Below are 13,490 nucleotides of genomic sequence, written 5' to 3'. Positions count from 1 at the left end.
AAGAGTACTATAAGAGAAACTGATTGAAAAAATCCATCTTCTTATAGAAGACGGATTCTTTTTATTTATTGAAAATAGTTTGCGAGTCCATTCGTGATTCCTATAGCTGCTTTTGATTGAAATGAATTGCTTCTCACTGTCATTTCATCAAAAGGATTTGATAGAAATCCTAGTTCAATTAGAATAGCAGGTTGTTTATTTTCTCTCAACACGTGATAATCACCAAACCTGACATTCCCGCCCGGCAGTCCTGTACCCGCTGATACAAGTCCTTTATGTACAGTGTTTGCCAGATTGATATCTTTTTGACCGTAATAGAACGTTAAAATACCTGATGCTCTTGAATCACCCGCTGAATTGTAATGCAGACTTACAAACGCATCGGCAAAATAATAATGACTGACCTCTACTCTTTTATTGAGCGAGACATAAGTATTATCGCTTCGAGTCATCACGACGATTGCCCCTGCCTTACTTAACTCCGTAGCAAGCATGCGGGCACTCATTAATGTGAGATCTGATTCATGTGTTCCTTCTGCTTTTCCATTCGTCCCAGGATCATATCCGCCATGACCTGGATCAATAACGATTCGTTTACCTTTTAGTCCATTCATAGAAGGCTTTGAAGGTGTTGGCGATGTGCTTGCTGGGGGTGTCTGGGAATGCTGCTGTATCGCTACTAGCCATCCCGCAACCCATGCATTTGTGCCGTTTGATAATTTAATCTGCACCCAATCATTTTTGGATTGCACATATTCGTATTCATCGCCTTGATCTGCTCGTCCAACGATAAGATAAGATGTGGACGGTCCTTGTCGCAAGTTTACACCATCAGCCATTACGACTGCCTTCTTATACACAGATGAGGGAGGAGCAGCAGGAGGTTTTGGTTCTGGCTTAGGTGTTGTCTGGACAGGTGATGGTCCGTTCTGAACAGAAAGATAAGTACTTGATACCCATCCTCTCTTCCCATCTGCTGTCTGGACAGAAGACCATCCATTGGTTTCAGTTAGTATTTGAACCGCAGTACCGTTCTTTAATGATCCAATGATCGGAGCATTTGCGTTTCCTGAAGATCGGAAATTCAGTGATGTCGCTGTTACTTTGGCCCATTTTCCTTTAGTAGATGGATTGCTGTTACTACTGGATGGTGCCGCTTTAACTGGTGGTTGCGGAGACTGGTCCAGCAAGTAGGCGTTGCTTACCCATCCATTTAACGTTCCGTATGTAATAGTTGACCATTTGCCTTGTTCTTTTTGAACGGTTACGACCATTCCATTACGCAATGAACCGATTGTACCGTATGTAAGGCCTGGCCCTTTTCTAACATTCAGAGAAGTAGCGGTTACTTTGGCCTGTTTTACTGTAACTGGTTTAGAAGATTGCGCTGCACTTGTTTGGATGGTTTTTAAAAATTCTGCACTTACCCACGCTCTTCCGCCATTAAACGAAATGTTAGCCCATCCTTTTTCAATTTTGTAGACCGTAACTGCTGCACCGCTTTTCAATGACCCGATTAGTTTGCCTTTTAAAGATGGTTCTGAACGAACATTTAAACTCGTCGCATTTACAGTAGCTTTATTTTCAGCAGTTGCAGGTACCGCCCTATACATAGATAAAATAATGATGGCACATAAAAATAATTTAGTAATTTTCGTGGTTGCTTTCACCCATTCCCACTCCTATTTGTCATCTTTTCTTGCTGTAAAGCTTATATCGTCAGTCTCCGTTGTTCATTAAGTGTTTTTTCGCCAAAATGCATGATTATCCTTCTGCAAATTTCCAATTTTTTCTACTTTTTTCAATAAATTTCTTGGTTTTTTGACATCTCCCTTGAGAAGGGAATACATGACCATAACAGAATAAGTAGGATAAGCATTTTTATTAGATGAGGGGAGGAAACGAGTATGAAGTGGTTTTTCAACTTAAATATTTTAAGTGCTTTTTTTGGCTTTATTTTCTTTTGCACAATTGAACTCATGTTAAATACATACCGAATCAGCAATGCTGCAGGAATAAATATAAATCATTATGAAAAATACAGTCCGTTTATTTATATAAGCTTTTTTGTATTATCAACCATTTTGTTACTAATCATTGAGAAGTATTGGATTGGTTTTAGAAAAACAAATTTTTGGGCTGCCGGTCTGTGGATACCATATTCCCTCATCTTTATCTTCCTTTTTAACATTGTGCTTCCTTTTACTGACCCTGCTGATGTCCCAGGTCCAGGTGCCGGAATCCTGTTAATGTTTTCTATACTTTTTTATCCTTTTTACGTGGCTACTATTATTGGGGTTGGAATGGGATTTGATGCAGAGTAACAACCATGTTAGTGGATATAAACAGAAAAAAACTGACACAATAAAGTGCCAGTTTTTCGAAATTATATCAAACCAAAATGCTTTAACCCGTGGTAGATACCATCTTCATCTACTGATTTTGTTACATAATCTGCTGCTTCTTTTGCTTCAGGAAGGCCGTTACCCATTGCGATTCCTGTTCCGACTGTTTTGAGCATCTCGATGTCATTTAAAGCATCGCCAAATGCATAAACGTTCTCAGGCTTCATGTTCATCTTTTTCATAAACGCTTCGATTCCTTTTGCCTTTGAACCGCCAGTTGGCAGAATATCGAGAGCATCCTCATGCCACCTAATAAAATCAAACGTTCCCTTGTAGCCATCGCGATACACTTTTTCATGCTGCTCCTGGCAAAATAATAGTACTTGATATACTTCATTCTCTTTATAATAAGCTGGGTGGTAAGCAGGATAAGTTGGCATTAAATTAAACGTGCAATTTTTAATAATGTCATGATCATCTGCATTGCTTGTCGCCTGCTGATGATCTAAATAAACGAGCGGATGGCCTGCTTTTTCAGCCTCTAATTCTATTTTTTCAATCGCTTCAGCTGATAAAGGAACCTTTTGGATCACTTCATCCTTGAAAACGACGTAAGAACCATTAAAGCTGACAAATGAATCAATGCTCAGTTCTTTTCGTATCGGCTCAAACATAAATGGCCCTCGCCCTGTTGCAATCGCTACATGGACACCATTTTCCGTCAGTTTCTGGATGCCTTCTTTTGTGCTATCCGGAATTTGCTTCTCATCGTTTACAAGTGTCCCATCTATATCAAAAAATACAATTTTATCGTTCATTTTTGCATCTTCTCCTGTTGTAAGACTTACCCTACCATAGTGGTACGATTCGACGAAAATGTCAAATGAATCGATGTGTGTTTATTTATTTACGGATTGATTGATCTTTATTATTCCTTTTTCAGGCATTGACAATAAGAATACTGTTAAGATGATGAGCATTCCGCCTGCCGACTGATACGTCCCAAACGAAGTATCCAGCCAAATTACAGAAACAATCGTCGCTACTAACGGTTCGGCACTGCCTAACAGACTTGTCTCTGTTGAAGTAATGTATTTTAAACTATCCAAATATAAATAGAAGGGTAATAACGTACCCAATACGACTACAAAGGCGAGCATTCCAATTAGGGATGGCGACCAGCGAAGTCCTGCTCCCTCCCATGGCTGCGTCAAAATAGCGACGCCAAGTCCTCCGATAAACATCGCCCATCCTACAATTGCTGCAGAGGAATACTTTTTTAACAGTCTAACGGGATAAACGGTGTATACGGCTACTGATATACCGGACAAGATTCCCCAAAATATTGCTTCCCTCGAAATGGTTATGTACTCGAGCTTTCCATTTGTTAAAAGTAAAAACGTTCCTGTCAATGCTATTAAAACCGCGCTCCATTCTTTTCTCTTTGGCCATTTCAATGCCTTCAATGCAAAATAGATTGTAATGAATACAGGACCTAAAAATTGAAGAAGTGTTGCTGCAGCTGCATTTCCAGCCTGTATACTTAAGAAGAATGTCAGCTGGACTCCAAGCATCCCTGTTAATGAAAACACAACAAGATCAATACGGTCTTTTTTATTTTTCCATACTCCAAAAACGTTCGTTCTGATCGATAAAAGGCATAGCAAAAGAGCACCTGCAATGACCATTCGAACGGCTACAAGCCATGTTGCTTCAATAGTAGAATGTGAAAAAATCCACTGTGCGGCATTTCCGGAAAATCCCCATAACGAAGCACCAGTTAACGCCAATACGATTCCTCTCCATCTGGAGTTCGTTTCATTTTGCAACACCTTATCCTCCTTACTTTTCTACATACATGATATTTCGATACTTCTCTAAAACTCCTTTCTATTATAGTTCAGTGAATCTTTGAATATATAAATTTATTTGTAAAAAAAACAATAAAATTTGATGATAATTACCTGTCACCTTTGGTTCCAATATAATCTGCTATATTCGGCTTCATCCGCCTCCTAATCTGATACATCTCTTTTCTCTCATAAAAAGAAAACACTGAACAGGAAACCTGATCAGTGTTTTGTATGAAAATAAAAATAGGGGGATGATTTACTATACGGCAAAATCATCAAAGTTGTGTAGGCAAATACAAAAATATGCGTTTACCTATATAAAAAATTTTTCCAGTACATGCATATTTTTGTAAAACAAATACAAACTAGTATTACAAGGAGGTGATACATATGGCACGTAACAACTCTAATAACGATTTATCAGTAGCTGGGGCTTGGGCAGCGTTAGAACAAATGAAGTATGAAATCGCTTCTGAGTTTGGTGTTCAACTAGGACCAGACACAACATCCCGTATGAATGGATCAGTAGGTGGCGAAATCACTAAACGTCTTGTTCAAATGGCTGAACAGCAGCTAGGTGGCGGATACCGCCGTTAATTGCAATCGAAAATGGTGAATGAAAAAGTCATCCCAAATAGAAGGATGACTTTTTATTTTTATTTAACTTTATCCAGCTTTACTTGAATCATAACAGGGTCATGGTCACTCGCTCTTCCGTGTTCTTCCATGAACTGCGAGTTAATATGAACGATATCTACTTTTGTCTTTTTTGCCATGTTATTGGATACTAGAATATGATCGAGCACCTGTGCATTACCTTGGTAAGAATAAGTATATCTTTCTTTAAATGGTACTTTCTCAATCATGCTTGTCAGCTCATTGCCCTTCACCGTTTGAAGTGTTTTCGTGAACTCAAAATCGTTGAAATCTCCAAGTAAAACGACCTTCGCTTTCGGATCTTCTTTTTTAACATCCTTCACAAAACCGTTTACGATCTTAGCAATTTCTAATCTTTGTTTTTCACTATTAAGGACAGGAGGCTGATTTTTACCAAACAGCGGCTGATCCCCACCTTTAGAGTTAAAGTGATTACCAACTACGATAACACTTTCGCCTTTAAACATGAATTGGGCTGCTAATGGTTTTCGGCTATCTTCAAATGCCGGGTTTGTTGGATCTATGCGGCCAGGATTAAGTGTTAGTTTTCCATCAGTAAAGTGCACAGCTTCTGTAGCTGAACCTTTTGTTCCTTTTGCGAGCTGAACTCGCTCAGGGTTGTAGATGAACGCCACACGAATATTCCCACCCGGAATTCCTCCGTCTTTTCCATTCTCGGGAGCAATATCTGTATAAGCATAGGTTGGTCCGCCTTTTGCTTCGATTTCAGCAATTAGACGCTCAGCACTTTCTTTTGCATCTGTGTAGCCATTATTCGTTGGTCCGTTTCCATCCTGCATTTCTAGCAAACCAACAATATCCGGAGCATCTAAATTATAAACGATTGATTCGGCAATACGACTGACTTTCTCATCGCTTGTCCCGTCTTTTCCTTCTTCATTCGCTGAGAAGTTTTCTACATTGAAGCTGGCGATTGTAAGTTCTTTATGTTTTTGATGAAACTTTGTTACTTCACGTTTCGTTTTGCCTTCAACAAAAGTTGGCAAATCTTCACGATTGGTCAACAGCTTATAGTTTGAAAAACCGTAGCTCATAACCCCTTTAATCGATCCAATAAAAAAGTCTCCTGATTTAGCAACAAACGAATCGTCATTAATATCAACAAAAATTCGTTCTGGGTTGTAATCATTTGCTGTAATGTTCAAAGCACCTGATGAATTAAACTCTTTCATATGTTGCCAAAAATCTGGTACAACGACTAATTCCCCATAATTTTGCGGAGCAATAACGGAAGGATTATTTACCTGTACGAGCATGCCTTCCATGCTTTCATAAAAGTCAATGCCGTCTTCTTTCGGATCAAACAATCCAAAGTTATCATTATCAATGATTTCTGTCGGCTGTTTGCGCCCGAACATACCAATGATCGTTGCTCTCGGCAAGGCTTGTCCTGCGGATAAAAGTGTTATTGCTCCTTTATCCGCATTCAGTTCTGTTACAGAAAGATCTGTTTTTAATTTATCGGAATAGCCGTCTAATACCCATTCTTTCACAAGACCGTTTACAGCAACGACATTCCCTTTCACTTGACCGTGATTCTTTTTATAAACGAGAATTCCTTCTGAAGTGTTTTCATCTTGGTCGGGTTTTAAATCTTGCATATAAAAATTGTTCGCATCAACTACATGTGTAATGATCCCTTCAACACCTTCAACCGTTTTATTCGCAACAGGTGATTGGTGGCTGGCACCTTGGATGTCATGAATACGAAGACCTGATATAGCAACTTGATAGGCAAAGGTAGAGATATCACTATTCTTTAATCCTTCTTTCACCCCAATTGCTTTAATTGTTATATCCTCATTAATTGTAATCGGTTCTGTGTAACGTGTGCTTTCAGTAGTTGGAGTTGAACCGTCTATTGTATAGTAGATATCTGTATCAGATGTATCTGAAGCAAGTGTAATCGTTGAACCCTTCGATACAATTCCTTCTGCAGGAGAAGCTGTTATTTCTTCTACTTGCGGTAATGGCGGTGTGCTGTCAACAAAAGTATATGTCTTGGCGTTTTTATGACCAGGTACAGAGAAATAAGCTGCTAAATCTCCTGTAATCTGGACTTTTTTTCCGAGGTTCTCTGGGTGGGATTTTAAGTTAAGAGCATCTCTTACTGCTCCGCTTGGCAGCTGAACAGGCAGGATTTTCGTTTTATCTCTTTCATCAGGAGAATCTGAAATGGCTAAATTGGTGTCCACTGGAAAAGGTCCTTCATACTGATAGGAAATAGATGAACCACTTCCCCCTTTTACAACTCCTACAATATAACCTTCGACCGTTTTCCCCGTTCCTGAATTGTTTGCAATGGCTTCATTTACCGTTAACACTTCAGCTGCTTTTGCATGCTGATTTATAGGTAAAATGAAGCTTAGAACCATGACAAAAAGTACGGCAACATGAGTCAAACTTCTCGCTTTCTTCCTCACCATCTCGGTCCACCATCCTATTCTTTAATTTGTAAAACTTAGTAATTCCATGAAAAATATAACACAGTCTGACAGTGCCGATTGTTAGTTATTTGTAAAAACAGTTAGAAAGTCTTACAAGAATTTTACAAAATAGTACACATTTCTTATAAGGCTGTCTTCGCATACATTGTTGCCCTTGAAAGTGGTTGATTTCTGTTTCAGGATGCTCGCTTTCCGCGGGGCAGACGGTGAGCCACATTCGTACGTTTCACTTATAAGTGTCTCACCTGCCAGCCTGTCCCGCAGGAGTCTCGCACCTTACACTCCAATCAACTTGTCAGTGATGTCATTGAAAAATAAACTTGAAAGCAACAAACTTTTAGAAAAGAGCTTTTAGTAAAGTCATTAATAAACAAAAATTGTTAAGTAATCATCAGAAAAAAAGACTTCCTTTTCAGAAAGCCTTGAAACTTGTGGTTACTTTTGTTTTGCTGGGGCTTCCAATGTTACGGACTCAGAAAATAGAGGAAAGTCACTCTGATGAATCATTTGCATTAATGTTTCTTGTTTTGTTTCTTTGTTTAGCCAAGTCTCTCCTTCATCCGGCAGGAACATGACTGGCATTCTGTCATGATATTGTTCGATAAAGGAATTCGCCTTTTTGGTTAAAATTGAGCATGTAATCCTCTCATCTGTTCCTTCATCGGATTCACGTTTCCATCTCGACCAAATTCCTGCAAAAGCAAATGGCTGTTTGTCAGATAAACAAAACAGATACGGCTGCTTTTTACTGCCTTCTTTTCTCCATTCATAAAAACCGCTTGCAGGTATCAAACACCTTTTTTGAATAAAAGATTCTTTAAAGCTAGGCTTTTCATACACCGTTTCACTTCTTGCATTGATCAGTTTATTCCCGATCTTTGGATCCTTCGCCCATTTCGGAATAAGTCCCCATTGCATATAACCTGCACGGTTGCCTTCTTTACTTTTCACAATAGCCAGTACTTGCTGGCTCGGTGCAATGTTGTAACGCTCTTCATAATCAAACTCATTCATTAAGTTAAACGCATCAATAATGACATCTTTTTCGTAGTAAAGCATATAACGGCCGCACATATCTATTCTCCTTTCCCTATAAACGGATAAGTGCACGAATCCGGTAAAAACTAAGTAACAGGAGGTGCAGAACATGAAAAACTCAAAACCCGTTCTTGTTTATATCATTCTTCTTTTCAGTATGCTAACCCTGCTAGTTACAATCGATGTTATCGTAGGAACTCCGCTAATGACGGTATTACAGAGATCTTTTTTCTCTTTCTTCCGTTATGTGGACAGGGTTGAATACTTCCTCGTGATTGCATTGCTCATCTATCCAATCATTATTTTTATTTGGCAGGTTTGGGTGAAGAAGAATCGGCAAAATGCTTAAGTTGTTTCCTTCTAATCAGAAAAACGATTATAAAGAATGCAGGCAAAATCACTTGAAAAGGAATATGAATGAAATGAGGAACAATCCTTAAACCCTCTCTTATATGTTCTACAAAGTTTGATGCGATTGCTATAGAAGAAAGAATCGCAACAATTCCAATAGGAGTTATAATCGTTTTCTCATCCTTCACTTCAAACACATCTTGAGCCGCTTTAACGGCTACATATAAAAAGATAGCAATCTTGAAAAAACCTCCGATGATGAGTGTGAATACAACCAGTGCATCCATGCGCTGGATAAACTCTCCCAAGTTAATTTTTGCAATGGCTGCTAAAAGGGGAAAGAACACATGAGTCGCAACATGCCCGCCAAGAACCATTATATCCATTGCGATCGTCCCGCTTAAAATTAATCCGCTCACAAGCATGGCGAACAGACCCACTTTCAAGGTTTTGTTTTTTGACTTTACATAAGGAAATAACATCAGGAATACGACCATTTCTCCAAAAGGGAAGGTTGGCGTTACGGGAAATGCCGCTTTTATAACAGGCATTATTCCTTTCCCTAAAAAAGGAAGCAAATAATTATGGTCCATCAAATCCGCTGATATTACGAGAACTCCTAATGTCAGTCCAAGCAAAATCACAAGTGTAAAAAATATCTCTCCAGTTCTTACAAGGACTTCAAACCCTAGCTTAAGTACATAAATGATAGTAGCTACCATCAATGTGTTGACAACGGCAATTGGAGTCTGCACAAATACGGCGGATAAGAGTAAGCTTCCAAAATCACGCAGTACTCTCGTTGCCAGGTAAAGAAAGTAGATCAAATAACAAAATCCTAATAATTTTCCGATATACTTGCCGAACAAAACCTGAAGATATTGGGTTAATGACATTTCAGGAAATTGTTTAGACAAGTAATAATAACCTGTAAACATCACCATTCCTAACACCATCCCCATTAGAATCGCAAACCAGGCATCTCGTCCAGCACTCATACCGAGGCCAACAAGAATAGCGCTCCCAAGTTCAAACAAAACGATAATAATGAAATATTGTTGTATATCAATTTTATACGTTTTCATGATGGCCCCTCTTTCTTTTCGAATAAAAATGGTGATGTACGTATACCTGACCTTCTAATTCTAGAATCCACATGGACTTTTACTTTTATTTGAGGATAGATAGCTGCATAATTCTTTTTATAAACATTCAACCATTTATTTGGATTTTCACGATATAAAAGCTCTCCAAACCCTATTACATCGCTATTATATTTTTGTGAAGCTTTGACCGCTTTAACGATTTCTTTCTCTATTACTTTGTCAAAAGTGGCTTCTAGCTTATAAATTTCAGATTCTTTTTCAAGATTCACAGGACAGTTTACTTCTGCAATATTTGTCTCTGGAAAAACATCCACTTTAATTTCGGGAATATCTCCTTTTGTAGAGGCTGATAATGAGGTTTTTGACCTTACCACTTCAACGTTAACGGCACCTTTATATCCCTTACATCCAATAGAGATTGCCGAACTTTTTATTTTTCCTTTGATCCATAGCACTCCCCTCGCCTCCGGACCATCTACCCAGCCTTTTAATTTTCCATCTTTAAAAACACCCATACCAGTAAGCCTGATTCGAGCAGGATCTCCTACTTCATAGTTCTTAGCTGTTACAGCAAGCTCTTTATCCCCTACGATTTCTAGGCCGTTGATTAGCGGTTCACCGCCTTCGTTAATAATAGACTGCAGTACTTCGTTAATATCTTGCTGAAGATTTTCTCCCCAGTTTTCTTCAGTGATTTTTAAAATAGCGGCTACTTCATCTGAAGTTACTTTGTCAATCGCTGAGAATGTTCTTAAAATTTTAGAGGGTGTTGTTCCCCTAGCTATGAGCACTTGTATCGTGGAACGGACCTCTGGATCACGGGAGATCATATCAAGCGATTGATATATACTGTCTTTTGAAAGCTTTTCGCTCAATACAAGCATTCTCGCATGTGCGAAAAATAGACGGCGTGATGTTTGTCTCGAAGCATTTCGGGTAGCTTCCATTAAATTTTTCCCTCTGCTTTCATATACAGTAAAAACAGGCTGTTTCCCTCCGCCTGCCCCTGTAATCCCAGGAGCTACCTCTGTAGGATTTACAATTTGATAACTTACGAGTAAATCGCCGTTTTTTGCTTTATTGATGCCGATTCCCATCACGATTGAAAGTTCATCTAACTCATGCTGATCCCAGCAGCCTGTCAGCAAAACTAAACATATTGAAAAAGGAATGAAACACTTTAAGATCTTCATCTTGTTGTTTCCTCCTCTCTTTTTTTCTTCACTTTGTAAGGGGCTGTGCGTGTCTGGTTTTTTCTAGCTAGTTTCTCGGGTCGTTTTAGCAATTGAGTGATGGGAAAACGAAATAAGCTATCCTTTAAATCTTGAACCTGTAATGGAGCGAACGGACTTAAATACGGATAGCCAAATGACCGCAAACTAGTGAGATGTGCAACGATAACAATTAGGGCAAGCGTGATTCCATAAAAACCGAATACGGAAGAAATGAGCATGAGCGGAAAACGCAATAAACGAGCAGATGTCGCTACCGCAAAGGATGGCACAGCAAAACTTGCGACAGCCGTAATTCCAACAACGATTACCATGACAGGTGATACCAATCCTGCTTGGACTGCCGCTTGGCCAAGAACGAGTGCTCCAACAATTGAGACGGTGACACCTACAGCACGCGGCATCCGAATCCCAGCCTCACGCAAGATTTCAAAGGTGAATTCCATAATCATTGCTTCAGCGATTGCGGGGAAAGGAATTCCTTCCCGCTGGGCAGCGATCCCGAAAAGCAGTGTTGTTGGAATCATCGCCTGGTGGAATGTTGTGAGTGCAATATAAATAGAAGGTGCGATCAATGAAATAATAAATACTGAAAATCGAAGCAAACGCAAAAAGCTGCTGATATCGTAACGCATATAATAGTCTTCCGATGATTGGAAGAACTGAATAAACTGAGTCGGGGCAATTAATGAAAATGGTGTACCGTTCACTAAAATTCCCACTCGTCCTTCTAATATATTTCCCGCAACTACATCTGGTCTTTCCGTATCGACCATCTGAGGAAAAACAGTTACTGTCTCATCTTGAATAAATTCTTCAAGCTGACCTGATTCGATAATGGCATCCGTTTCAATCTGGTTGATCCGTTCTTTTACTTCCTTAATCAGAAGCGGATTTGCAATATTATCTAAATAAACGATTGCGATTTCGGTTTTCGTAATTTCACCGACCACAAGCTTTTCAATTCGTAAATCTGGTGACCTAACGATTCTTCGTACCATGGAAAGATTCGTCTTTAAGTTTTCCGTAAATCCTTGTTTTGGACCCCGAATGACCACTTCCGTCGTAGGTTCTTCAATACCTCTCGCTTTACCGCCGCATGTTCCTAGCTTGAGACCTTTTTTACAACCTTCAACCAGCAATACACTTAACCCTTCTAATAAGGATTCTATTAATTCTTCTTCTGTTTCGACATCGGCTACTTTCCCAACAGAAATTCCATTATGCTTGATGTAACGCAGTATTTTTTCTGGTGAAGTCGTTATTGATCGTTCTGGCTTTAACGCCATTAATGGCTCTAAAATAAATTCATTGACTAACTGCGGATCATTCAATTCTTCTAAAAAAATGATGGCAGCTGTTATTTTTTGATTGGGATGCACTTCAAATTCAAATTCTCTTATGATTAAATCAACCGGATCTCCAAGCCTTTTTTTCACTTGACCACAAATCATATGTAAATTTGGACTTAACTCCCCTTTTTTTATAGTTCCTTTATTGTCATGCTCCTCTTGAGCAGCATCATCTTCTGATGGGGCAGTTATATGAGAAGAAGAGTTATTGCCTATTTTATTGTTTGCAACCATATCCGAAAGTTTTTGGGTTTTAATAGAGGGCCGTTTTCTTCTATTTCGCATAACCATCCGCCTTTTTCCAATCTTTTCTTATCATTTGCACATCGGTTCATGGTTATGTAAATCGTTTTTACAGACAACAAATAAAAAACCGCTCTCCATGCTCGAAATTAAGCAATTAAGCGGTCAGCACTTTTCCTCTTTAGGGGAAAGTTGTTATTTGTTAAAGGTTATTTTCTCATACTATGTTGTTCTTAAAGTAGTTGATTTCCGTTCCAGGATGCTCGCTTTCCGAGGGGTGTGCGGTGAGCCTCCTAAGCGCTTCGCACTTTCAGGAGTCTCACCTGTCTAGCTACAACGGTTAGCCCCTCGAGATCAAAAGTTAAATGGTCTGAAGGCAAAAAGCGCCTTCTTAACCCATTTCCCTTTTGCTTGTCGGGGCTGTACAAACCGTTTCCGCTTTTAGTTTTTCCCACTAATCCCCCAGGAGTCTCGCACCTTGCATTCCAATCAACTTCCAATGAAGAGAAAAATTAATACTGGCCATAAACAAAAGTTTTTAAAAAAAGTGATTTTGTTAAAAATGGAGAAAAACTTTCGTTCGGAAGCAATAAAGGTGATGAAGTAATGATTCAATAAATGGAAAATCAAGCATAGCTTTCACGAATGGCAGCGAGGAGTGATCTCAGGTACAACTTTTACAGAGTTGAGTACCGTAAAAACAAAAATGACAACGAGATTCGAAGCTTATCATTGAACCATACAAAAAAGCCCCTGATACGCGTCAGGGGCTTGTAGAAAGCTAACAAATTAAAGGCCAGGGTGCTGTATCCCTGGCTGGAAAAAGGTTAGCTTTATTATATCAC

At 39.1% G+C, this 13,490-nt stretch carries 11 protein-coding genes; 3 read left to right on the top strand and 8 right to left on the bottom strand.

Features of this window, described 5'->3' with window-relative positions; translation table 11 throughout:
• Nucleotides 1–65: 65 nt before the first annotated feature.
• Entirely contained in the window at nt 66–1,670 is a 1,605-nt protein-coding gene (locus J2X07_RS04110; RefSeq protein WP_310256762.1) for an SH3 domain-containing protein, read from the bottom strand.
• 237 nt (nt 1,671–1,907) lie between these two features.
• On the opposite strand from J2X07_RS04110, the gene J2X07_RS04105 reads away from it, so the two are divergent.
• Complete coding sequence (locus J2X07_RS04105; protein ID WP_310256760.1) at nt 1,908–2,324, top strand: hypothetical protein; 417 nt, start codon at nt 1,908–1,910, stop codon at nt 2,322–2,324.
• Between the two features lie 62 nt (nt 2,325–2,386).
• On the opposite strand, the gene J2X07_RS04100 is transcribed toward J2X07_RS04105, so the two are convergent.
• Nucleotides 2,387–3,163, bottom strand: a complete 777-nt coding sequence (locus tag J2X07_RS04100; protein WP_310256758.1) for a Cof-type HAD-IIB family hydrolase — start codon at nt 3,161–3,163, stop codon at nt 2,387–2,389.
• An 81-nt stretch (nt 3,164–3,244) separates the two neighbouring features.
• Nucleotides 3,245–4,174, bottom strand: a complete 930-nt coding sequence (locus J2X07_RS04095; RefSeq protein ID WP_310256756.1) for a DMT family transporter — start codon at nt 4,172–4,174, stop codon at nt 3,245–3,247.
• Nucleotides 4,175–4,588: 414 nt separating this feature from the next.
• Between J2X07_RS04095 and J2X07_RS04090 the strand changes: the two genes are divergently transcribed.
• Nucleotides 4,589–4,795, top strand: coding sequence for an alpha/beta-type small acid-soluble spore protein (locus J2X07_RS04090; RefSeq protein ID WP_310256754.1), 207 nt, complete (start codon nt 4,589–4,591; stop codon nt 4,793–4,795).
• A 59-nt stretch (nt 4,796–4,854) separates the two neighbouring features.
• Here J2X07_RS04090 and J2X07_RS04085 read toward each other — a convergent pair whose 3' ends face one another.
• Together J2X07_RS04085 and J2X07_RS04080 are read right to left on the bottom strand one after the other, a co-directional pair.
• Entirely contained in the window at nt 4,855–7,302 is a 2,448-nt protein-coding gene (locus J2X07_RS04085; RefSeq protein ID WP_310256751.1) for a DUF6359 domain-containing protein, read from the bottom strand.
• Between the two features lie 456 nt (nt 7,303–7,758).
• Entirely contained in the window at nt 7,759–8,397 is a 639-nt protein-coding gene (locus J2X07_RS04080) for an SOS response-associated peptidase (RefSeq protein ID WP_310256748.1), read from the bottom strand.
• Nucleotides 8,398–8,470: 73 nt separating this feature from the next.
• On the opposite strand from J2X07_RS04080, the gene J2X07_RS04075 reads away from it, so the two are divergent.
• A complete protein-coding gene (locus J2X07_RS04075) occupies nt 8,471–8,710 on the top strand; it encodes a hypothetical protein (protein ID WP_310256745.1) in 240 nt (79 codons plus the stop codon).
• On the opposite strand, the gene J2X07_RS04070 is transcribed toward J2X07_RS04075, so the two are convergent.
• The 3 genes from J2X07_RS04070 to J2X07_RS04060 are packed head-to-tail and all read right to left on the bottom strand — an operon-like array spanning nt 8,667 to nt 12,687.
• The gene (locus tag J2X07_RS04070) at nt 8,667–9,797 is read right to left on the bottom strand and encodes a GerAB/ArcD/ProY family transporter (RefSeq protein WP_310256742.1); all 1,131 of its coding nucleotides are present in this window, start codon (nt 9,795–9,797) and stop codon (nt 8,667–8,669) included. The genes J2X07_RS04075 and J2X07_RS04070 overlap by 44 nt on opposite strands.
• Nucleotides 9,794–11,011, bottom strand: a complete 1,218-nt coding sequence (locus J2X07_RS04065) for a Ger(x)C family spore germination protein (protein WP_310256741.1) — start codon at nt 11,009–11,011, stop codon at nt 9,794–9,796. The genes J2X07_RS04070 and J2X07_RS04065 overlap by 4 nt, the downstream gene beginning before the upstream one ends.
• Nucleotides 11,008–12,687, bottom strand: a complete 1,680-nt coding sequence (locus J2X07_RS04060; protein WP_310256739.1) for a spore germination protein — start codon at nt 12,685–12,687, stop codon at nt 11,008–11,010. Before J2X07_RS04060 ends, J2X07_RS04065 begins: the two co-directional genes overlap by 4 nt.
• Nucleotides 12,688–13,490: the final 803 nt, after the last annotated feature.

It is taken from the genome of Fictibacillus barbaricus, assembly GCF_031457135.1.
Taxonomy (GTDB): domain Bacteria; phylum Bacillota; class Bacilli; order Bacillales; family Fictibacillaceae; genus Fictibacillus; species Fictibacillus barbaricus_A.
Note: the sequence above shows the minus strand (reverse complement) of the source record. Positions and strands in the feature narration are given on the sequence as shown.